The following is a 21786-nucleotide window of genomic DNA, read 5'->3' as shown; positions in this document are numbered from 1 at the left end:
ACAAACTAACTGTAACTATTACAGTTACACATTTATTGATTTTCAACTACGAAATATAAATTTTTAAAAATAAATTTATATTACTTTAAAACAGAGCTAACCTTTTACGCATATAAAAAAACAAAATATCTGTGCAAATTACAGCGGTGAATAAGTTTATAGACTGCAAAAAAACAAGAAAAAGCAAAACACTAAGTGCTTTGCTCCTTATAAAATTCCTTTTAACTTTTCACCAATTAACCTCGCTACATACTCATAGCCTTCTGGTCCAAAGTGTAATCCATCTTTTTCACCATTTTCTACAAATCTTTTATAATCCCGTTCTTGAATCATTTCAGCGAATACGTTTAGAAAATAACTTCCTGTTTCCCTCGCCACTTTCTCCACCACGTCTGCATACTGACCAAGCACTCTATTTGTTCTATTACGCTGTCTTTCTTCATCAACTGGTGCAGGACTAATCAGTAGTACTTTATCTGATGAAATATGGTTCACAATCTTCTCTAAGTTTTCTTTATATGCTTGTAATGACACTTGAGAAAAAGAAACTGCATCATTCGTACCAAGAAAAACTGTTACGAAATCTGGTTTATATGATATTACATCTTCTTCAATCCTATTTAACGCATCGAATGTATTATCCCCTGGAACACCTGCATTCACTACTTTCCACTTCGGAAACATCTCTTGCAAACGTGGTGTTAATCTCGGCATTCCATCAAAAAATGTTTCATCAGCTGTAATACTATCTCCAAAGCATACTAACGTTTTCATTAAGCTACTCTCCTTTTACGTATGAAACAACTTTCCTTCTATTGCTTTTATATATCTTTCAGCAGAACGTTCAACTGCCTCGTTTGCATTTTCTTTTACTACTCGATGAAAAGCATTGTATAAACGATTAAACTGTAACGGCTTCACTCGGTTCACCATTTCTTCCACTTTTCTCGCTGGTAATGGAATTAAGTTTGGATAGCTATACATAAAACTTACCCACCGCTCATCCGCTACAACTTGAATAATATCACCTGTTAACAAAATCCCTTTTCCATCATTACCTTCTTCCCAATGCAATACAGAACCACCACTAAAATGTCCTCCAAGACGATGTACAGTAATCCCATCCGCTAATTGTAAAGACTCACCAGACCAATAAATAATACGACTACTTGGGCGCATCACCCATTCTTTATCATCTTCATGTATATAAATTGGTACATCAAATGTCTCTGCCCATTCTATTTGCGTTGAATAATAATGAGGATGAGACAATGCAATCGCATCTAATCCACCAAGCTCTTTTATTTTCGCAATTGTCGTTTCATCTAAATACGTAATACAGTCCCATAGTAAACGATATGACTCTGTTTTCACTATAAATGCCGTTTGACCGATCGCAAATCCTGGTTTTGTCGTAATACTATAAAGTCCATTTTCCTCTTCTATTATTTCATTTTTATATGTATCATCTGTTTGCAAATTTTCTAAAGTCGTCCAAGACTGCCCTTTCGGATTCACATACTGCCTTTCTTCATCACAAATATGACAACTCACCGGTTCATCTACACTCGCTGCATACTGCACGCCACACGTTGTACAAACGAAATTTTTCATAATAATTTCCCCTATCCCTATATTTTTATTAAGCTGATTTTTGTCGATAATGATCTACTTTTTTATTTTCAATTAATAAACTTATAAAAGTAAGTAAATAGGCAACTGTAACCGATAATGGAATTACAGTAAATCCTTTTTCGCTTCTGCAACATTCATCTCACTATCTCCCCCAAAATATTTGTACTAAAAAGTCACCTCAACCTCACCCATCCAATAACGCCAAGCTTCTAAATAATCTTCTAAATCTTTCGGGTGGCGCCGTAAACATGTATCTATACGCAAATATAATCCTATGACTATTTCTTCATATAAATCACGGTCATTTTTATGAAATACACATTGTTTCATCGCATAACCAATCGTTTCTTTTGTTAAATCTTCCGGAGTTGAACAGAACGCATAAATTAAATCATATATAGGATCTCCTAACACTGGTAAAGGATCAATTACACCGTGCAGTTTATTCTCTTGAAATATAAAATTATGAAATCCAAGATCACCATGCAATAAAAATGGCTGATTTATTCCAGTCCCCCTACTTGGACTATTTGCTAACTTAAAAACCGTTCTATACTCTTCCTCACTTATGTAACGTCTTACATTTCCATGAGCTTCCATCACATTTGTCGTTAAAAATTCATTCCAAGATTGAACTGGGCTTTCTTTCCATCCCCAGCCATCAACCTCTGTAGCTACTTCATACTTATTGATAACTTCCTTTACAAGTTTACTAAGAACACTCCGTTTATGGCCTAGTTTGCAAGAAGTTGTGCCCTCAAGGAATGAGTAAACAATATAGCGATTTAAAGGTTCCTTATATAAAAGCTTTGGAAATAATTCGTCCTTTTTATAAAACTGAAGAAAATAAGCTTCTTCACGTATGACATCCGATTCATTCAACTTTATAACGTATTGTTCATCTAACAAATATATAGTACTTGTCGTTCCCCCGTTTAATGCTTTTACGCTATTTGGATAATGTGAAATAACTTTTTCCTTAACTAGTTGTGCAGTGATTATTGAAATGTCCATTCTCTCACCCTTCAACTCCGAATATTTCCTTAATTCAAAAGACAACTTTACTATTATTTGACAAACATAAGGGAATTCCTCCTAAAAATCTTAATATAACAAAAGATAATTTTATTTCATTTCAACTGCTTCCTTCAATATTCCATCATAAAGTTCATTCCATTTATGGTAATGCGATGTGATTTCTTCACTCCAAATGATCTTCATTTAATCTAGTAATTTCTATTGAATTATCTCTTTCTTTTAACTTAAGAACCAAACTTTCTACACCAAACACTTCTGTAAACGTATGACTGCCTACAATTAAATTAATTCCTTTAAATTTCGCATGTTGCACTGTATATAATGTTTTTTCACCTGTTATGTACGTGTCACATCCTTTTTCTAATGCACGTTCAATCAAATTTGTATTGTTTCCTGCACCGGTTAAGATCGCAATCCGTTTTACTGGTTTATCGTGATTTCTCCAGCTCTTCACTTTCTCTTCCATTTTTTCTTCCAGTTTTCCAACTAAGTTTGAAAAAGGAATCGCTTCTTTATATTCTCCTATTCCCGGTAGTTCTTCTTCCTCATAGGTTGAATATTCCAGTATTGTATCTATCCCAATTTCGTTAAATAACGATGTACACGTGCCAAACTTTACAAAATCTAACGGCAAATGAATCCAAAAATGATTCATTTCATATTGCTTCAATTTCTCAATACAAGCCTCTTCCATACCAAATAAAAAACTCCACGGCGCATGATGTGTAACTATCATATCGACTCCATTTCGATACGCTTCTTCAATAGTTTCTAACGTTAAATTTGTTGTGTAACCGATTTTGTGAAATTCATCTTTACTTATATAAGTAAAACCATATTCATCATCGCCATATTTATGAAGATGCTCTCCAAATAGTGATGTTATATGTTCATTAAACTGCTTTATATTCATTTTTATTTCTCCTTTCATTTACTTTTATATTTCATAAATAAGGAAATACTAAATTACAACGTTACATACATATAGGAGGACAATATGAAACCTGAATTTTTAAAAGCTGTACATGATGCAATCGGAAATGTCGAACACATTCATATAGAGGAAAGCGGTGCTGACAGCTTACTTATTCATCATGATGATGCACAGCAGTTACAACAAGTTGCTAAGGCGTTAGAAAATAATAATTTCCGCTCCGCTTTAAGAACAACTGGAAATGCTTCGTACATTGAAGTATTGAACAGATAATGAAAGTCCGGATGTATTCCGGGCTTTCTTTTTATCCCGCTATTCACCGGGCAGTAAGACCCCACTGATTAAAGTTTCACTTTATATTGAAACTTCAAACTCTTTCACATACACCGCTGTTCCAGCAATATCTATTTGTAACTTTTCGTTTTCTATCCCTTTCGTTACATAAACAGTTACACGACCATCTTTATTTATTTCCTGTCCTTGCTCAACGATTAAACCCAATTCATGTTCAAAACCTTTCTCTAAATACTCCACATAATACGCTCCCATTACACCTGAAGCTGTTCCTGTCACTGGATCTTCAATCGTCCCAGCGTAAGCTGATGAAAAATGACGGCCGTGCATTTGTGCTAGTTCATCATAAGTTTCTAGACAAATTGGGTGAATAGAAGCATTAGGTATTTCTTTTAATACTGATGGAAATGCAGCATTATTAGGTTTCATTCTCTCACATGCATTAAGATTTTTAATCGGTACAATTACAGTCCAATTACCGGTACTTCCATATACAATCGGTAAACTTACATCTAAATCATTTACTTCTAAACCGATACTATGAGCTAATTCTTCTGTTGAACCTGTAAATTCTTTAAACTGAGGTGCTGCCTGTCTCATTTTAATAAAGGTTTCTCCATTTTCATTTACACCTATTTGTATCGGTAAAATCCCAGCCTTCGTTTCAATCGTAAGGTTACTTTTCTCTTCTAATAAACCTTTTTCGCGCAAGGCAAATATCGTCCCTATTGTCCCATGACCACATAAATCCATTTCAAAACCAGGTGTAAAATAGCGCATTCTTATATCTCCTACTTCTGAGGAAAGAACAAAAGTTGTTTCGTTATATCCAACTTTTTCAGCAATAATTTGCATTTCCTCTTCCGTTAATCCATCTGCTTCTAATACAATACCTGCTGGATTTCCCTTATTTGGTTTATTCGTAAATGCGTCGTAATGAAATACATTTATAGTCTTCATTTTCTTTTCCCCTTATTTGTCCATTTCTTTATTTTTATAATCAATAAGAAAATCGATCTAACCAACTTTCATAATCAGCTTTTTGAAATGGACGGATAATGAGTCTATCCGTCTCTACTTCTAATAACGATAGCTTCATTTAATTTCATCCCTCGAAATATTAATTGAATTTTCTTTATTATCTTACACAAAATACAAAATCTAGTAAATCATTATGTTTTTGATACATAAAAACCCAGTCATGCTTTATACATAACTGGGTTCTCCATCGTTTCATAATTTTCTATTTCACAAGAACTGCATCTCGTAATTCCCTCTTCAACACTTTTCCTAAAGCGTTTTTCGGTAACTCATCTATGAATACTACTTCTGGTATTTTATAGCTTGCTAATTTCTCTTTACAATACTGAAGAATACTTTCTTCTGTTAATGTTGTTTCGCCATCCTTCACAATGTAAGCTCTTGGAACCTCTCCCCAAAAGTCATCTGGAACTCCAACTACTGCAACTTCTAAAACACCATGTATTTCATGAATAACATCTTCTACTTGATCTGGATATACGTTGTCACCACCGCGTATAATAACGTCTTTATATCTTCCCATAATATGCAGGAATCCATCATCATCTATCATGCCAGCATCACCCATGTTAAACCAGTTATCTTTTACTACCTTCTTTGTCGCCTTTTCATTATTCCAATATCCTTTAAACATGTATGGACTTTTCACATGAATCTCTCCAACTTCATTTGTTGTTAGTTCATGTCCTGTTTCCGGATGAACAATTTTCACCTCTACATTTTTCAAGGTCTTTCCTACAGAAGACATCTTTTCTTTTCCCATCATTGGATGCCATGAGGTTACAACCCAACCTTCTGTACTACCATAGCCTTGCACCATATATATGCCTTTTTCCATATATTTTTGAATGAGTGTTTCTGGCACTTTTGTACCACCGCTTTGTGCTACTTTAAAGGTTGAAATGTTACGTTCTTTTTTATTTAGTTCATCAAGCATGTAACTATAAACGGCTGGGAAAGCAAGCATCGTAGTAATTTTCTCTTCTTCAATCTTATCCCAAATAAGAGCAGGATTCGAATCAGCTAAGAAGATCATCGTAACGCCATGATAAATACAATTTAAAATAGAAAGCACGCCACTCATATGAAACAATGGATGCACAGATAAAAAGCGTTCACCTGCTGGGATTTCTCTTTGTCCCGCAATTTCAGCAAAATAATGATGTAAGTTTTTATGTCCAATTACACATGCTTTTGCCTGTCCAGTCGTTCCTGATGTAAACAAGTAAATGGCATCGTCTTCTTCATGAACTTCTACGTTCGGTTCTGTCGTTGGCTGTTTTTGCAACTCTAATTCAAATGAACCAAAGCCTTCTTTTGTTGTTTGAATTACATAAGGAATTTCTTTAACAGCATCAACCTTTAATAACACTTCATTAAATTCTTCATCAATAACTAACACTTTTAATTTCGCTTCTTTTACAATCGTTTCTAATTCATAAACAGTCAGCTGATGATTTAGCGGAATAAATACCGCTCCAATTTTTAAACTTGCCATCATAATGCTTGGAAATGGGTGATTATTTTTGCATAGTATTCCTATACGATCTCCTCTTTGCACACTATTATGTAACAAATAATGTGCAAACTGATTTACTCGTTCATTATATTGCTGAAACGAATATCTTTTCTTCCCCCCTACAAGCGCTTCCAAATTTGGTGATTGCATTGCTCTCTTTTGTAATAATTGTCGCATCGTTCTCAAGTAAAACTCCCCTTTATATATGTTAGGTTTTTTATTTTACCAGATTAACTATTAATTTACTAAAGATTACACTTAGTGAATATAAGAAGAATATAAAATATCCATTTACTTTACAAGTAAATGGATATTTCCCATTATATATTAGAATACTTCTTGTTCATCACATATTGCACATACTCAGGTGCACTTTTATCAATCTCTTCATCGCTTAGTTTATATTCTGCACCATATAAATAAAAGGAAGGTATAAATTCCATACCTGTGTATAAGCATGTAGCTTGGAATGGTTTCGTCAACTCATCCATTGTAATTCCACTATTTTCATAGTCTTTTTCTAATCCACCTATAGAAATAGCTACACCAAATTCTTTCCCCTTCACTTTATCTCCTTTAGATCCGTACGCAAATCCATATGTTAATACATCATCGAACCATTTTTTTAATAATGGTGGTGAGCTGTACCAGTAAAGCGGAAATTGAAATATATATCTGTCATGTTCTACTAATAACTTTTGCTCTTCTTCAATATTAAACTCCCAATTCGGTGCCACTTTATACAATTCATGCACCGTAATTTCATCCGAATATTTCTCAAGTTCTTCAATCCATCTTTTATTAATTTTTGATTTTTCAATATCAGGATGTGCTACAATTACAAGTGTTTTCATCTTTTTTCATCCCCTTTATAAATTATTCAACCCTTTACGTATTAGTATGAATGAGTCACATATAATTGAAAAGTACGTACTTTAAAGTGCTATAGGAACCTTAAAGTACCTGTGGAGGTGTTATATGAATCAAAATGATAATTGCCCAATTGCAACAACACTCGATGTAATCGGTGGAAAATGGAAAGTTCATATTTTATGTATTTTGTCAGATGGAAAAATGCGAACAAATGAAATTAAACGAGAAATCCCAAACATTACACAAAAGGTTCTTACACAACAACTTCGGCAACTTGAAGCTGATGGGATTATCTATCGTACCGTATATCAAGAAGTTCCACCAAAGGTTGAGTACACACTAAGTGAATACGGAAAATCTTTAATGCAAATAATGGATAATCTGTTTGAATGGGGAAAAGATCATCAGATTAAAAGATTACATGACTAAAAAAGCACTATATACTTTGTTTAATCCTCTACGTTCATATTTTTTATTTCTATAAAGTTTATTTTCATCATTTTTTAGCTAACTTGTTTTCTTAGATTGATGGACGTGACCCCACATCCATCAATCTAAAAAGATACAATTAGAAAAATGAGATTTCTATAAAGTTTCGCATTTAAACACTACTTCCGCCTCATTAAACGTTCGCTCTACTTTTTCTAATCTCAATTGTACGTAAGCTATAAAGAAGCACCCCTAAACCGAGAATTTTTTCATTATTAGACGCATTAGAACCTAAGGTAATAGTAGGTACATTTAAACCCATAAACCTTTCACTCCATTCTATAGGCATATAAAAAGATACTCCTTAAAAATAAAAAACGCTATTCTCTCTGTAAAATCATAGAAAAGAATAGCGCTTTTTATTTTGAAATAGAAATCATCATTTAAACTAAACATGCTAATATTGATTTTGTGCGATTGTCAGTTACCTCATAATAAATTTCTAATCCTTTCCGAGTACCTGTAACCATTTTAGCAGCTTTTAGTTTAGATAAATGTTGACTAATTGTACTTTGAGGCATTTGTAAATCCCCATACATTGTTGTTACATTAGTAGGACCTTTTGCAAGCATTATTTTTACTAAAGATAGACGAACTGGATGCGCCAATACCTTTAACACCTCAGCGATTTCTTGAAACATTTCTTTTTTTTCTTTCATCTTATTTCTCCCCTTTTATATACATATTTATGTTATCCATATATATAATTCGGAGGTATATGCGTTTTTGTGTCCGTCATTTTAAAAAAATATAAAAAAACTTTAATCCGAAACTAAAGGATTAGCTTAACATAATGTCTCACCATTAATGATGAATAGGAATCTCATTATAGAAGCAGCAGTTTTTATACTACAACTCTACATTCAACTAACTAAAACCAATGAAAAAAAGAGCAGATAGTCTGCTTTTTTATGATGCCTCCTTATGTTCCGTGGAATGTTTAACACTCCCCAGTCTCTTTAGTTTATTCCACCCTACCGCTACTCCTCGAAGCGATGAGAATATAGATTTAATGACAACATAAGTCATAAATTGGCGATAAATAAAACGTTGTAAAATTAACCATGCCAATGGTTTTGGGTTCTCTTCCTCTAATTTAAATGCGAACAGAGAAGCGAGAAGATCCATTAAAAAGAAAACAAGATAAAATCCTAAAACTTTTAGCGGATTACTACTAAATAGTCCTATAATCATTAATATATCTGCAAAAGGAGCAATGAATTGCAGCACATATTGGAATAACCACATATTAGGCAGTGCAATAAATCCTAATGTTTTATGCTTTGGATTACATAACGCTTTTCGATGTTTCCAAAGACATTGAAGTGTACCATATGACCAACGATACCGCTGTTTAATGAGACTTTTCACATCTTCAGGTGATTCCGTAAAAGCATGCGCTTTTTCTTCATATACAATTCTATGCCCTTGACGTAAAAATGTAATAGTAAGATCCGTATCTTCTGCTAACGTATCTTCGCTTAAATATCCAGATTCAACTACATTCTTTTTGCGCCACGCCCCAATAGCTCCTGGAACTACTGTAATACAATTTAACTCATCAAAAGCTCTACGTTCTAAATTAAACCCTGTAATGTACTCAACATGTTGCCAAGTAGTTAACAAATTCCGTCTATTCCCCACTTTGACATTACCTGAAACTGCAGCTACATTCTGATCTTCAAAGTGTCTAACCATTAGAGAAATGGCGTCTTGCGCAATAATAGTATCCGCATCTAAAGTGACAATGATTTCTCCTCGCGATTGTTGAAACCCTAGGTTCATTGCCGATGATTTCCCGCCGTTTTCTTTCTGAATGAAACGAACTTTAGGGTGTTTATAAAATGTTTCTTTCATTACTTTTGACGTACCATCTGTCGATCCGTCATCCACAACAATAACTTCAAATTCTCTATAATTACTATCCAAAATTGAGTGAATTGTCTTGGCTATCACCTTTTCTTCATTATATGCTGCTATGACAACACTAACAAAAGGTTGATAGGACGAATTAATATAGCGAGATAACGTTTTTCTTTTCTGCTTCCATGCAAAATAAATTAAGAATAAAAATCGAAAAATCCCTAATCCAATAGCAATATAAAAAATAGTTGTTAATATATGCTTAAAGTATCCTGCCCCTGAAAAGACAGCTTTATTGTAAAGCAAATATTGCTTCCCCTCAGAAGAAACAGGAGGCATGATTTCATCTCGTTCTTTATTCATTAAATCTGAAATTGTTACAAAACTATATCCATGCTTTTTTAGGTCTTTAATAATAATTGGGAGCGCCTCTACTGTATGTGTACGGTTCCCTCCCGCATCATGGAGAAGAATAATATTTCCCTCTCCCTTATAAATGGGATTAAGAGCACGCTTTACTAATTCATTTGTTGATGGTATTGCCCAGTCTTCGGGATCAACTTTTTCCGCTACCATTGTATAGTTCATATTTTGTGCACGTAAAATAGGCAATATTTCATTTGATGAATCCGGGTTAGCATCCGCTTCATATGGCGGTCTAAATAAAACCGTAGAATGTCCAGTTACTTCCTGAATTAAACGTTGCGTCGTATTAAGTTCTACTTTCGTTCGTAGTAAAGACGTATCTGCTATGTTAGGATGCTTGAAAGTATGATTGCCAATTTCATGCCCTTCATCGTATATTCTTTTTACAATACTAGTATTTAGTTGCGCGTTTTCACCAAGTACAAAAAAAGCAGCTTTTATTTGATTCTCTTTTAATATATCTAATATTTCTGGCGTATATTTCGGGTCTGGTCCATCATCAAATGTTAATACTACTTGTTTCCCATTTGGTTTTCCATATCGTTGCACTTCATATGCAGATGGTAAGGATTGATATACTTCATCTGTAATATAATCATCTTTGCCTACTTTAAAATCTCTCAATCCATTTTTTCTTTCATTCTCAATCCGTAAAATTTCACCTTGTCCAGAATAATTCACTTCATCTAAACTACGGATTTTATGTAATACATTAGGATTTTTTTGTACCTCAATAGGATTTTTTAAAACTTTCCATATTGTAGGATCTTCTGCTCCTAATCTCCATAGCGCAAACCCCTTTGCATGATTGTCCATTGCGATTTTCACTTGATTATAAAGAGTAACACCGTCTAAGAACCAAGCAGTATGTTCTTTCTCTCCTGTTTTATATCTAAAATACGGATTTCCACTCACCTTATCCCATTGAATTTTTATATTTGAATCATGAGCCATTGCCATAACTTCTGAGAAAGTCATAGACTTTGCAGCTTCTTTACTATTTACTTCCCAATCATATCCATAGTTACCGAAAGCAACTATAAGTTTATTAGACGGAATATTCAGTTCTTTTAATGTATGTTGGAACCATTTATTTGAAGCAATTGGTCCTGGTTTCCCCGCTCCATAGTGCTCATCGTACATCATTACAATCATTCGATCTATTATTTTTGCTAACGCACTATAATCAAAAGCCTTATCATTAGCTGGAACATCTTGTGTAACGAGCAAATCATGTTCATGAAATTCCGTAGTAAGTTCTTTCATAAAATTTGTTAAGTTTTCTCTATCACTTTCAGGTACGGCCTCAAAGTCAATATTAATACCTGAAAACTGATTTTTTTTAACTTGGATTACTAAATCATTAATAAACTTTGTCTTTACATCGTTTGAGGAACTCAGTAACTTATGAATTAGCCCACTATCAGGACCAGAAGCTTCCTCAGTATAGTTAGTAAGCAAAGGCATAATCTTCACTTGATTTTTTTCTGCCAACTTTACTATCTCAGGTTTTATCTCACTTCTAATCGTTAAATCTGCTTTTAAATGATACCACTCTGGTACTAACGTAGTTAATGAATCGATATTTTCTTTTAAAGAAGCGGTACTATTTTCATCCCAGTTTACATAAAAACCATACACTTCTTTAGGATGTTTACTATCCTTCGGCGGATTCACCAAATTTTTATTATCCTTCGTTTCGGTATTTGGGTTAAATGCTTCCTCCTTTAACTGCTGATCACTAAGTTTTTGATTAATTGGTACAAGTTTAGTATCTTGTTGTACAGCGGTATTCATATTTGGAATTTCTGGTGTTGAAAAAATACTTTGAAAGAAAAAATAAAATACAACACTTACACTAACTATTGAGATACATAGAAACCAAATAAAGGCTATGTTTCTCCTTCCTTTCGGATCATAAAAAACAGGTTTTTCTTTATCTTTCTCTTGTTGAATGTTTTTCTCCATTATATTTTTCACATACTCCTTCTTAATAGAACTATAGAATATTAAAGTGCAACTTTAATCAGTGGGGGTTTTGTTCACCCCCCCACTAATCATCAGCCCTCACCAATCGGGCTGCCCAGCAAATAGCGGAATAAATCCTTTTAGCTTTGAAGTGAATCTCTCACTTCCATATTCTATTGATTCTTCTTTTCATTCCCTTGCTGGTGGCCTCTATTTTCTTGTTGAGACCCCCTACCATTGTTCCCTTGCTCGTTTCCGTCATTTTCTTTCTGGGATCCTCTTCCATTGTTCCCTTGCTGATTCCCATTATTTCCTTGTTGAGGATTTCTTCCATTGTTCCCTTGCCCATTTCCATTATTCCCTTGTTGAGACCCTCTTCCATTGTTCTCTTGCTCATTTCCATTATTTCCTTGTTGAGATCCTCTTCCATTGTTCCCTTGCTCGTTTCCGTTATTTCCCTGTTGAGATCCTCTTCCGTTGTTCCCTTGCCCATTTCCATTATTTCCTTGTTGAGATCCTCTTCCGTTGTTCCCTTGCCCATTTCCATTATTCCCTTGTTGAGATCCTCTTCCGTTGTTCCCTTGCTGATTCCCATTATTTCCTTGTTGAGCTTCTCTACTGTTATTCTCCTGTTGATTCCCTCTATTTTCTTGCTGAGATCCTCTTCCATTGTTTTCTTTTATTTGCTTCGATGGCTGTTCCTCTGTTTTCTTTTGTTCTTTCTGCTCTTGCTTTTCATATTTTTTTTCTTTTACAGGAGACAAATCGAGTGTTGCATCAGGAGATGACTCCGGGTGTGATTGCACCTCTTCTTCGTTTTCCACCGGATTAGACGGGGTGACAGGAGGCGTAAGTGATTTGTTCTTCTCATTCTCTTGCTTTATATAAACACCTGTGCCAATTCCAGCTTTTCTAGCATTCTCTCGTATTTGCATTGTGCTACTTTGATATTCAACTGTAATATGTTTTAGCTCATATTCTTTCTTTAATTCTTTCATTGCCTTTTCCAAAAGTGGTTCTAGTGCCTTGTCCTTTGCAACAGCTGTTAGCATAACTTGCTTATCATTCGTTAAATACTTATCCTCTTGACTTTGCTTTATAATAGTACGTATTACTTCTTGTAATTGTTTATTTTCCCATTGCTTCAATTCTTTTAAAATACGCCTTCCATCATCATTACAAGCCTGCAAATCTATAACACGAAAATCCTTTGTTACGCTCACCTCTAAACTTGGATTTATATCAACTGAGACGTAAGCAAATACTTTTTCTTCTGGTTGGTTGTAGAAAAACAGCACTGCAAATAGAAAACAAGCAACAAGTATTGATGCAGGCTTTAAAAAGGAAGGAATCAAAAAATGCGATGCTTTTTGTTCTTGCTCATCAAACGAGATTTCCTCCCCGATTATGCAAGAATCCCCTTTTCTTTTACACGTAATAAACTCTCCATTTGGTGTTAAAACAACTACGCTATGCTTTTTTATATCCATCACAATTCCTTTATTCATCATGCTTTTCCCCTCTTATGTAATCCAGAATATATGTATAGTTGTTTGCAAAAATAATACACATTGCAATAATGTATTTTCTATGTCGTTCCAACGTTTTACGACTTACCCTAACACGCGGTTCAATCTGTTTAAGCGGTAGCTTTTTCTTTCGGAACAGCTCTTCCATCATTTCCTCTTCTTTTATAATTATTTTCACAATTTCTATTAAGTGCTCACGTGTATCACGATGCTTAGGAGATTCTTTAGCAAGCTCTGAGAATGTGATTTTAAACTCAGCTAGCACACTTTGAAAATGAAGAATTTCCTCCTTACGGTTACTATTTTCCATCTCTTTCATATACTCCGTAAGCGACACTTGCATTTCTAACATTTCCTCTTGCTCATCTTCTTTTAAAAAGACAAAGTTATGTTTAGACTCCTTACGTATATAGTCAATTACATCTCTTTTTATAAGAAGATCAGCAAACGCTAAAAAGGATTTTCCTTTTGTATAGGAATACTGTTCAATTGCTTCGTTAAAAGCAAACAATCCAATGCTATATTCATCATCCTGTTCTGTAATATATCGACGGCAGACAGATGAGATTGATTTTCTAATAAAAGGCTGATACTGTACGATAAACGCTTCTTTGTCTTCTTCATTGTTTTGTATGTTACATACGATATCTTCTATTTTCGGTTTTCTTAAGATCTTCATTACTAAACTCAACACTTGTAATCTCCCAGCCTCCTTCAAATAGCAAAATGGCCACTACACAAGTGACCATTTAACCAGATTTTCTTGGTACTTTTCTTCGGTCTTGTTTTCTTGCTGTTAGTTATATTTTTCGAGTCTAACTTTTCCCAACGTTTTCTTAATAATTTTCCTTTTCTCTCGGCACTAAAGTTAAGTTTGTATTTTTATCTACTTTCTTATTTTCTACCGTTCGTTTTGCTTATTCTCTTTCTATTTTATCTGCAATCCTTGAATAACTCTTCTCTATATAATTGGTAATTTCAGCCTTCCATTTTGGATGCCACTTAATCTAGTAATTTTATTAATACTTCTATATTCTTTCATAGTCATTTTTCTTCTATTTATTTTTTTCACTATACATATTCGGAGGAGTACAAAGTTTTATGGGGGTCAAAAAATATTTTCATAAAAAAATACATATTTATTTCAAAAATAAAAACCATCAATTTGAAAAAGGGTAATCAAATTGATGGTTTTCTTATAATATCTATTAAATTAAGTTGGATTCTCATTATATCTAAAAAAGCACTAACTATTTTCTACCGGTTTTCTCCATTTTTATCTTTCTTGGTTATCATAATATGTCTTATCTGCGTATTTTCTATCATTTCCTTTTAGATAAGCTAAAATTACTTTTGGATTTTTAAGTAAAGTCCAGTCTCCATATGTATCAAATCTTCTGCATGAAGTTATCATTCCATTTTTAATAGTACCGAATTTCTTATTATTTTTCTTTCCCCATTCTTTTAACCGTTTAGCGAAATCTGCATCTTCTGCCATAAGCATGTTTTCATTAAATCCGTTAATTGCCATAAAGTCTTTTCTATAGCACCAAAAAATCCCTACAGATATAGCTCCGTACTTAAAAAGTAAGGGGATGATTATTAACATTGCGGAGAGAAATATTCCTAAAGATATTCTTTCAAACTTTCCATTTACCCCACCACCAATGTATTTACCTGAAGCTAAATATTTATCTACATTAGACAACATAGACTCTGTCATTATGGTATCAGCGTCTATAGTGACGATTATTTCTCCATTAGCTATTTTAGCCCCTGCATTTCGAATTTTAGATAAGTTTTTATCGTTATTTTTCAATGTAACACAATTATAAGATTTTGCTATTTCCTCTGTTTTATCTGTGCAACGATTTAAAACAACTATAACTTCCGTTTGCTCTTTATATGCCTCTGATGCCTTTGCAATTGAATCTAAACATTTTCTAATGTACTTTTCTTCATTGTGTGCAGGAATTATAATAGAAAACTTCACATCTTTTTTCAAATTGACTCCTGAAGATTCGTTTGTCTCAGTCATAATATGCCCCCCTTATTTTATAAGGTAAATATCTGTTATACATAACTTATATTAATATTTATTAGGTTATATTATAGAAACTGAAGGTAAAGAGGCTCTTACTGTCGACGTTCAAAAGCAAGACGTACAGCAAGCCCCGTTAAAACACTTGCCATAAGCCAACGCTGCCGTTGGGCGTGTGCATTTCGCAATTTTACTTGCTGTACATACAATTACAAGGTTAACTATAAAGCTAACAATGATTTGCGTAAGGCCCAAAACTGCACCTTGAAAAAGTAATGACCCCTTCTCTGGATCTTCAAATTGAGGTAGAAGTGATACATACAAAATAGCAATCTTTGGAGTCAAAAGTAACCTATCCGTAGAGCTACTAAAACTACTACAAATAAAGCAAAGCAACATGTAATATTTCGAATCCACTTTTGTATATCACCAAAATACCTTTCTATAAATATAGCGTTGATAGTAAGCATAAGAAATAAAACAAAGAAAGGCAGCGAGGTATAGATCCATTTTTATCTTCATGGCTGGAACTGTACTCCTTACCAAACTTCTAAATGAAATGTATAGCTCAGTAGTTACCTTATTTTTCAAAAAGACATTCTGATTATTTCTTTTTCACTTCTTCTACAAATTCCCATGTTTCTCCGTTATCTTTTGATTGATAAAGTGCACTACTATCGCCATTGTAGTCTCCATCTGCCCCTTGTCCAACTAACATATTAAAAACCCCATCTTTCTCATATGGCATACTAGGAGAATCAAAAGGACTTATTGTGGACTGTGTATGATCTAATTTCACTTCATGCGGCGGATATTCTACCTTTTTGAAAGATACTCCCCCATCATCTGTGCGATATAACTCTCCTTCATTACCAGAAGGCCTAATTGCTCCTAAAAACCCAAGTTTATCATTTATAAAAATGATTCCTGATACACTACCAATCCCCCCATTAAATGGGTCTGGATTGATAACCTCCCATGTTTTCCCTTCATCACTAGTCTTGCTTAATGAATAAAAGGCGCTCCCTAATGCTTTATCTGTCATATTTAGTTTATAACCAACTTCTTTCGATAGGAAAAACTGTTCTTTTTCATTCTTTAAATCTTGTTGTTCCTTCTCTTTAAGCATATCTTCTTTTGGAGGCGTCTTTGATTTACTCCAACTTGCGTCACTTATTAAATTATATCTAGCAGGGACTAGCTCTTTCTCTTTTCCAGGGACAAATATAGATACAGTATATCCAATGATATCAGAAGCTGCTTCTTTAACACTCTGCCTCTTACCATCCTCAGTAATATTAATAATTCCCTCTGTATTGGATCCCCAATTTCTTTTTCCATAATAAATCAACCCATACTTACTTTCATTCCATTTTTTGACCGTTTGCTTAACTGGGATCGCCTTAACCGTTTTAATTAAAGGTTCTACTAATTTATCATCATTATAATCAGGCTTTGCATATCCATCTCGTATTATAGTAATATCTTCTGATTTCTTCTTATTATAAGAGATTAAATAAGTTTCTTCTTTCCCATCAACATTTTTCCCATAAACAAATGTATCAAACGCTGTGATTGTTCCATCTGAATGAAATGTAAGATCAAAATCAGTTGCCATATACAATTTCTTTGGCAAAGGATATTTTTTATTTATATCTTCAAAAATACCTTCTACTCCAGATTTATATATATTATTATGTTTAAGTTTAACTGACCTTTCATGTTTTAACTTTTCTATAAACCATGCCAATTTGCCATTGTAATTTATTGCACTTTTATAAATCTGCATCCCATAAAATGATGTAATTGCAACAATAATGATAATAGAAATGGATCTCCATGCTATTGAATTTGTTAATTTTTTAGATTCATATTCTCTATTTTTTATCACCCGCATTGTAGTAAATGTAGTTATGGATATAAAAAGTACTATACATAATAACAAAATGTAAATATTATAATTCATTCTTCCGTACTTACAGTATAAGGCCAACTCATAGCAAAAGATCCCGTATACAATTATTAGTATTGGATTTGTTACTAATGACAGAAGTATCCTTTTTGTATTTTCTCTAAATATAGAAACCACTCCTAATTATATGAATTACTGATATTAAGTATACTTTATGAATATTCACCATTCTTATCATCGGATTTATACACATTCAAATAATATTTTCCTTGTTTCGCTACGAGTTTTCCCTTTATAGTATTTCCTTCATCTTTACCACAAGTTACGTAATTTTACATGTCTAATTCATGATAAAGTACCCATGTCATCCCAATATTTTGTTCATTTATCACAGAAATAACTACTTCTTTCAGAACTATAACATCAAACGTTTAAACATCTGTCTGATCGGGAGTACTCAGATTCCCTTTTACAAGCGTATTGGAAGTCCTTCTCCTCTTCGAGGGATCCACCTGTTTGCAGTTCTTGTTTTACAGTAACTTTTGTTTGTTCTTTACTTTCTTTTCCTCTACTATCTTCCACTGTTAGTTCCACATTATATGTTCCTTTTTCTCCATATACGTGGGTAGGATTCCCTTCTGTACTTGTTGTACCATCACTATAAAATTTAATTTCTTCATTAAAAAGCATTTTTAATTTTTTTATATACTCTTACTGTCGACGTTCAAAAGCTAAACGTACTGCAAGACCTGTCAATACGCTCGCCATAAGCCAACGCTGCACTCGCAGCCACGTTGGACGTGTGCCAAACCATTTCGCAATTTTACTTGCTGTGCATACAATTAGAAGGTTAACTATAAAGCTAACAGTGATTTGCGTAAGGCCCAAAACTGCACCTTGAAAAAGCAACGATCCCTTCTCTGGATCTTCAAATTGAGGTAAAAGTGATACATACAAAATAGCAATCTTTGGATTCAGAAGATTAGTCATGAGTCCCATTAAAAATAATTTCCGTGGTGGTTCATTAGAAATCGTACGAGGTTCCATAATAGATATAGCACCCGGTTTAATCGAATTCCAAGCTAGCCAGAGTAAGTAAGCAGCACCTGCCCACTTTACTGCTTCATATACAGCGGGAACCGCAAGGAATAGAACTGTAAGTCCAAACATAGTTGCGATTATATAGATTACAAATCCGAGCATGATGCTCAATAAAGAAATAAATCCCGCCATACGTCCCTGCGTAATGGAACGGGAAATGAGATAAATCATATTAGGCCCAGGTGAACAAACCATGCTAAGCGAAACAATTGCAAAAGCTATCAAGGTACTCAAGCTGACCATAAACCTTCCCCCTTTATGTTACATAAAATTTCCTATTATACATTTTATCATGATTGGGGAGAGAAAAAATTAATATAAACCGATGCAGCTAAGTAATATTATCGGATCGAATATAGTGTAATCACATATTTCTCATTCTCTTAAGTAAGGACTAAAAATAACCTATCCATAGAGCTACTAAAACCACTACGAATAAAGCAAAGCAACATGTAATATTTCGAATCCACTTTTGTATATCACCAAAATACCTTTCTATAAAAATAGCGTTGATAGTAAGCATAAGAAATAAAACAATGTAAGTAAAAGCACCCATTTTATCGTTAAACTTCTCATTTGTAAATGTACTTACATGAAGGAATAGAAAAACAAACGTTACTATGAATAGCTCAAATAGCCTTTTTTTATTCACCCCACCACCACCTTACAGTAATTCCCTTTCATTCCATTTTATCAGAACATACTGTGTAGCAGCACATGAATATTATATTCATGTTAAAAAGGCCAACAACCCAAGATTGTTAGCCTCTACTTCCCCTATTCGTACCTTTTATCACTTTACTTCCTAACAACTGGAATCCACATTTCACCAAACACTAAGCCGTTTCTTTTCCCCATCTCAACCGTCGTATTTGGTCCACCAACATAAGCAAACTCATTTGCATCTGGTAAAGCTTGACCGAAGGCGATGCCAGTCAACTTATTACTTAACTCTTCAGCTGTTTTGTCTTCCCCTTTTACTACTAAGTATTCTCCCCTCGGAAACTGAATCACTCTAGATTCTTCTATTTGTGCTTCTGTCATGACACCCGCATAATACATCATTTTGTTATTCACCGCTTCGCTCACAGAAAAAATGTATTCATTTGTCGCTAAAGCTTTTAAAGTGTCCAGCCTTCCGTCTTCTTTAACAGCCGACCAAAAGGCTTCCTTTTCTTTATTTATTCCAGCAAAGTCTGTATATTCACTCTTAATTTCAGTTCCAATACCTAACACAATAAAGCTATCTTTTTCTTCTATAGTATAATTTTTCATATGCAAAACCTGCCTCTTTTTTTATTAATCAAACGATTTATCTTTTCATCTGATACGTTTATAATATCTTTAAACCATGTCAAAAAATGATACTGTTTAGGAGACCAACATGAAAAAAGTTGAACGGATCAATACAATTATGCGATATATCAACAACCGCTCCCACTTTACAATTTCTGAAATCATACGAGAATTTAACATATCAAGATCGACAGCTATTAGAGACATTAGAGAAATTGAAGCTATGGGAATGCCACTTGTCGCTGAAGTTGGGAGAACGGGTGGATATTTTGTTATGCATAATTCTATCCTGCCCGTTGTTCGCTTTACTGATAATGAAGTGAAAGCTCTTTTTATTGCCTTTATGGCTACGAGGAATCAACAACTTCCCTACCTAAAGAGTCGTCAATCTTTAGCCGAAAAACTACTAGGACTCATCTCAGAAACCCAGCAGGATGACCTTGTTCTTTTAAATCAACTCTTGCTGTTCCAAGGAACTAATCCTCATAATCCCGATCTACTTGAGCTTTCTGATCTCCCCCATCCTATGTTAGAAAAACTCATTCAAATCCTTCTTTTGGATAACCATTTATTGATTACCATTAAAAAAGATGAAGAAATTAAGTCTTATCCAATTTATCTATTACACCTTTATCAAGAAAAAAGCCATTGGATTATTGAAGGATTTGACTTAAAAGAAGAAAAGAAGTTAATGTTTCCTGTCGATGATCTCATCAATATCGAACCATACACGACGAATAAAAGGCTCAATAAGAAAAAGATTTTAGAAAAACTAAGTAAGAAGGCTGAAGCAATTAACCTTGTACTTGAACTTGGTCCGACAGCAATTGCCCAGTTCAAAAAATACCATCCTTTAAAAATTTCAATATCTTATACTAATCCTTACCAATCCACAGCCATTTTAAAAACTTTTATCAATGTTAACAATCCCGATGAAGTGACGGAAATAATAAATTGGCTGCTTTTTCTAGGGAAGGATATTACAATTAGGGAAATGCCTGAAGAAATATTAAAAGATTTACAAGAGCGATTATGTTTATATTCCCCATAAGCAGTGATCAGTTAAACCTCAAAATATTGAGTTTAAGCGCTCACTACTGAACGAGGCTTCTATGAATAATACAACAAAAAAGGTATGAACTAACTTTTAGTTCATACCTTTTATATTAGAGTTTTCTATAAACACATTAAATTGCTTGTTTAAGATTTGAATGTGGATTTGGTCCATACTTATTCTCACCTTCATCACTTTCAATGATACAAAACACCAGTAGAACCGCTCCTCCAAATGGCACCAAATTTAATAGCTGCCACCATCCTGTTTTTCCACTATCATGTAATCGACGAGCTTCCACTGCCAGAGTAGGAACGATAAAAATTGTTATATATAGCACGGTAATATTGGCTCTTAAGTAAAAGGCAGACGAAGAATAAGAGGCCAAATATATTAATGACCAAAACGTAACCTTATTAAATAAAGTAAAAATCCAGTACTCTTTTCTCGTAGCTCTCCCACTAAATTTCGCATAGTTTTTGAGAGTATATAAATACCATTTCATTTGAACCTCTCCCTTTTTCATCCCCTAAACGATTAATTTATACATTATATACCTTATAAGTATAAATATAACACACCACAACGATAACCTCTATATTCACACGGAATATTCTGTTTATTAACAAGTCATTTTAGTTAAGTGTTAACATACCATATTTCCAGGCACGTGTATTCGATTTATTATTCTCCTATTTACTTTAAAACTACTACAATTAAGCGAAGTATGAATGAATTATTAAAGCACGGAAAATCTTCCCGTGCTTTTTCAA

General features: G+C 33.8%; 21 protein-coding genes and 5 pseudogenes. 3 read left to right on the top strand and 23 right to left on the bottom strand.

Annotated features, from left to right (window positions below; translation table 11 throughout):
• Positions 1–207: 207 nt before the first annotated feature.
• The 5 genes and pseudogenes from QO049_RS20090 to QO049_RS20075 form a co-directional block, all read right to left on the bottom strand.
• The gene (locus QO049_RS20090) at positions 208–774 is read right to left on the bottom strand and encodes an SGNH/GDSL hydrolase family protein (protein WP_000855202.1); all 567 of its coding nucleotides are present in this window, start codon (positions 772–774) and stop codon (positions 208–210) included.
• A gap of 15 nt (positions 775–789) precedes the next feature.
• Positions 790–1614, bottom strand: coding sequence for an MBL fold metallo-hydrolase (locus QO049_RS20085; RefSeq protein ID WP_246960684.1), 825 nt, complete (start codon positions 1612–1614; stop codon positions 790–792).
• Between the two features lie 28 nt (positions 1615–1642).
• Positions 1643–1759 (bottom strand): annotated as a pseudogene (locus QO049_RS30970) (DUF7010 family protein); the annotation flags it as partial.
• Between the two features lie 41 nt (positions 1760–1800).
• On the bottom strand, positions 1801–2649 hold the full coding sequence (locus QO049_RS20080; protein ID WP_246960686.1) for an aminoglycoside phosphotransferase family protein: 849 nt from the start codon (positions 2647–2649) through the stop codon (positions 1801–1803).
• A gap of 187 nt (positions 2650–2836) precedes the next feature.
• Positions 2837–3586 (bottom strand): Nif3-like dinuclear metal center hexameric protein, encoded by a 750-nt coding sequence (locus QO049_RS20075; protein WP_016118346.1) that lies wholly within the window; start codon positions 3584–3586, stop codon positions 2837–2839.
• A gap of 84 nt (positions 3587–3670) precedes the next feature.
• Here QO049_RS20075 and QO049_RS20070 point away from each other — a divergent pair, with 84 nt between their 5' ends.
• On the top strand, positions 3671–3880 hold the full coding sequence (locus QO049_RS20070) for a hypothetical protein (RefSeq protein ID WP_000801651.1): 210 nt from the start codon (positions 3671–3673) through the stop codon (positions 3878–3880).
• An 81-nt stretch (positions 3881–3961) separates the two neighbouring features.
• On the opposite strand, the gene QO049_RS20065 is transcribed toward QO049_RS20070, so the two are convergent.
• From QO049_RS20065 to QO049_RS20050, 4 genes and pseudogenes are all read right to left on the bottom strand, one after another.
• Positions 3962–4861 (bottom strand): PhzF family phenazine biosynthesis isomerase, encoded by a 900-nt coding sequence (locus tag QO049_RS20065; RefSeq protein WP_098675153.1) that lies wholly within the window; start codon positions 4859–4861, stop codon positions 3962–3964.
• A 46-nt stretch (positions 4862–4907) separates the two neighbouring features.
• Positions 4908–5000 (bottom strand): annotated as a pseudogene (locus QO049_RS20060) (GNAT family N-acetyltransferase); the annotation flags it as partial.
• 144 nt (positions 5001–5144) lie between these two features.
• A complete protein-coding gene (locus QO049_RS20055; RefSeq protein ID WP_246963086.1) occupies positions 5145–6638 on the bottom strand; it encodes a class I adenylate-forming enzyme family protein in 1494 nt (497 codons plus the stop codon).
• Positions 6639–6781: 143 nt separating this feature from the next.
• Positions 6782–7315, bottom strand: coding sequence for an NAD(P)H-dependent oxidoreductase (locus tag QO049_RS20050; RefSeq protein ID WP_000855231.1), 534 nt, complete (start codon positions 7313–7315; stop codon positions 6782–6784).
• A 124-nt stretch (positions 7316–7439) separates the two neighbouring features.
• Between QO049_RS20050 and QO049_RS20045 the strand changes: the two genes are divergently transcribed.
• The gene (locus tag QO049_RS20045) at positions 7440–7763 is read left to right on the top strand and encodes a winged helix-turn-helix transcriptional regulator (RefSeq protein WP_001072981.1); all 324 of its coding nucleotides are present in this window, start codon (positions 7440–7442) and stop codon (positions 7761–7763) included.
• Positions 7764–7956: 193 nt separating this feature from the next.
• Here QO049_RS20045 and QO049_RS20040 read toward each other — a convergent pair whose 3' ends face one another.
• From QO049_RS20040 to QO049_RS19980, 13 genes and pseudogenes are all read right to left on the bottom strand, one after another.
• Complete coding sequence (locus tag QO049_RS20040; protein ID WP_284489410.1) at positions 7957–8112, bottom strand: hypothetical protein; 156 nt, start codon at positions 8110–8112, stop codon at positions 7957–7959.
• Between the two features lie 94 nt (positions 8113–8206).
• On the bottom strand, positions 8207–8482 hold the full coding sequence (locus QO049_RS20035) for an ArsR/SmtB family transcription factor (RefSeq protein WP_000660066.1): 276 nt from the start codon (positions 8480–8482) through the stop codon (positions 8207–8209).
• 250 nt (positions 8483–8732) lie between these two features.
• Entirely contained in the window at positions 8733–12080 is a 3348-nt protein-coding gene (locus QO049_RS20030; RefSeq protein ID WP_246960689.1) for a trifunctional glycoside hydrolase family 18/polysaccharide deacetylase/glycosyltransferase family 2 protein, read from the bottom strand.
• 173 nt (positions 12081–12253) lie between these two features.
• The gene (locus QO049_RS20025) at positions 12254–13591 is read right to left on the bottom strand and encodes an anti-sigma factor domain-containing protein (RefSeq protein ID WP_246960692.1); all 1338 of its coding nucleotides are present in this window, start codon (positions 13589–13591) and stop codon (positions 12254–12256) included.
• Positions 13581–14303 carry an RNA polymerase sigma factor SigI gene (gene sigI / locus QO049_RS20020; protein ID WP_002101143.1) on the bottom strand — a complete coding sequence of 241 codons (723 nt, stop codon included), beginning with the start codon at positions 14301–14303 and terminating at the stop codon, positions 13581–13583. Before sigI ends, QO049_RS20025 begins: the two co-directional genes overlap by 11 nt.
• Positions 14304–14885: 582 nt before the next feature.
• Positions 14886–15647 carry a glycosyltransferase family 2 protein gene (locus QO049_RS20015; RefSeq protein WP_000141006.1) on the bottom strand — a complete coding sequence of 254 codons (762 nt, stop codon included), beginning with the start codon at positions 15645–15647 and terminating at the stop codon, positions 14886–14888.
• Positions 15648–15745: 98 nt separating this feature from the next.
• A pseudogene (locus QO049_RS20010) lies at positions 15746–15998 on the bottom strand (LysE family translocator); the annotation flags it as partial.
• A pseudogene (locus QO049_RS20005) lies at positions 15992–16147 on the bottom strand (DUF3963 domain-containing protein); the annotation flags it as partial. The pseudogenes QO049_RS20010 and QO049_RS20005, both read right to left, overlap by 7 nt.
• A 107-nt stretch (positions 16148–16254) precedes the next feature.
• Positions 16255–17739: a WD40/YVTN/BNR-like repeat-containing protein gene (locus tag QO049_RS20000; RefSeq protein ID WP_023901655.1), complete on the bottom strand. Its 1485-nt coding sequence runs from the start codon at positions 17737–17739 to the stop codon at positions 16255–16257.
• 35 nt (positions 17740–17774) lie between these two features.
• A pseudogene (locus QO049_RS30760) lies at positions 17775–18249 on the bottom strand (PKD domain-containing protein); the annotation flags it as partial.
• Between the two features lie 24 nt (positions 18250–18273).
• Positions 18274–18906, bottom strand: coding sequence for a LysE family translocator (locus QO049_RS19990; RefSeq protein WP_000254107.1), 633 nt, complete (start codon positions 18904–18906; stop codon positions 18274–18276).
• A gap of 151 nt (positions 18907–19057) precedes the next feature.
• Positions 19058–19315, bottom strand: coding sequence for a DUF3963 domain-containing protein (locus QO049_RS19985; RefSeq protein WP_197323931.1), 258 nt, complete (start codon positions 19313–19315; stop codon positions 19058–19060).
• Between the two features lie 146 nt (positions 19316–19461).
• On the bottom strand, positions 19462–19938 hold the full coding sequence (locus tag QO049_RS19980; RefSeq protein WP_246960695.1) for a GyrI-like domain-containing protein: 477 nt from the start codon (positions 19936–19938) through the stop codon (positions 19462–19464).
• Positions 19939–20047: 109 nt separating this feature from the next.
• Here QO049_RS19980 and QO049_RS19975 point away from each other — a divergent pair, with 109 nt between their 5' ends.
• Positions 20048–21010, top strand: coding sequence for a helix-turn-helix transcriptional regulator (locus QO049_RS19975; RefSeq protein ID WP_016111509.1), 963 nt, complete (start codon positions 20048–20050; stop codon positions 21008–21010).
• Positions 21011–21146: 136 nt separating this feature from the next.
• Here the strand turns inward: QO049_RS19975 and QO049_RS19970 are convergent, their stop codons facing one another.
• Entirely contained in the window at positions 21147–21518 is a 372-nt protein-coding gene (locus tag QO049_RS19970) for a DUF805 domain-containing protein (RefSeq protein WP_000872435.1), read from the bottom strand.
• Positions 21519–21786: the final 268 nt, after the last annotated feature.

It is taken from the genome of Bacillus sp. RB3, from assembly GCF_030164735.1.
Classification (GTDB): domain Bacteria; phylum Bacillota; class Bacilli; order Bacillales; family Bacillaceae_G; genus Bacillus_A; species Bacillus_A cereus.
The sequence above is the reverse complement of the archived record's forward strand: the minus strand, read 5'-3'. Positions and strand labels throughout refer to the sequence as shown.

Coding starts and splice junctions, on each gene's coding strand:
- QO049_RS20025 (WP_246960692.1), bottom strand. CDS start 13,591: ATGATGAATAAAGGAATTGTGATGGATATAAAAAAGCATAGCGTAGTT.
- QO049_RS20035 (WP_000660066.1), bottom strand. CDS start 8,482: ATGAAAGAAAAAAAAGAAATGTTTCAAGAAATCGCTGAGGTGTTAAAG.
- QO049_RS19980 (WP_246960695.1), bottom strand. CDS start 19,938: ATGAAAAATTATACTATAGAAGAAAAAGATAGCTTTATTGTGTTAGGT.
- QO049_RS20040 (WP_284489410.1), bottom strand. CDS start 8,112: ATGCCTATAGAATGGAGTGAAAGGTTTATGGGTTTAAATGTACCTACT.
- QO049_RS20070 (WP_000801651.1), top strand. CDS start 3,671: ATGAAACCTGAATTTTTAAAAGCTGTACATGATGCAATCGGAAATGTC.
- QO049_RS20080 (WP_246960686.1), bottom strand. CDS start 2,649: ATGGACATTTCAATAATCACTGCACAACTAGTTAAGGAAAAAGTTATT.
- QO049_RS20045 (WP_001072981.1), top strand. CDS start 7,440: ATGAATCAAAATGATAATTGCCCAATTGCAACAACACTCGATGTAATC.
- QO049_RS20065 (WP_098675153.1), bottom strand. CDS start 4,861: ATGAAGACTATAAATGTATTTCATTACGACGCATTTACGAATAAACCA.
- QO049_RS20055 (WP_246963086.1), bottom strand. CDS start 6,638: ATGCGACAATTATTACAAAAGAGAGCAATGCAATCACCAAATTTGGAA.
- QO049_RS20030 (WP_246960689.1), bottom strand. CDS start 12,080: ATGGAGAAAAACATTCAACAAGAGAAAGATAAAGAAAAACCTGTTTTT.
- QO049_RS20015 (WP_000141006.1), bottom strand. CDS start 15,647: ATGACTGAGACAAACGAATCTTCAGGAGTCAATTTGAAAAAAGATGTG.
- QO049_RS20075 (WP_016118346.1), bottom strand. CDS start 3,586: ATGAATATAAAGCAGTTTAATGAACATATAACATCACTATTTGGAGAG.
- QO049_RS20090 (WP_000855202.1), bottom strand. CDS start 774: ATGAAAACGTTAGTATGCTTTGGAGATAGTATTACAGCTGATGAAACA.
- QO049_RS20085 (WP_246960684.1), bottom strand. CDS start 1,614: ATGAAAAATTTCGTTTGTACAACGTGTGGCGTGCAGTATGCAGCGAGT.
- QO049_RS19970 (WP_000872435.1), bottom strand. CDS start 21,518: ATGAAATGGTATTTATATACTCTCAAAAACTATGCGAAATTTAGTGGG.
- QO049_RS19990 (WP_000254107.1), bottom strand. CDS start 18,906: ATGGTCAGCTTGAGTACCTTGATAGCTTTTGCAATTGTTTCGCTTAGC.
- QO049_RS19975 (WP_016111509.1), top strand. CDS start 20,048: ATGAAAAAAGTTGAACGGATCAATACAATTATGCGATATATCAACAAC.
- QO049_RS20050 (WP_000855231.1), bottom strand. CDS start 7,315: ATGAAAACACTTGTAATTGTAGCACATCCTGATATTGAAAAATCAAAA.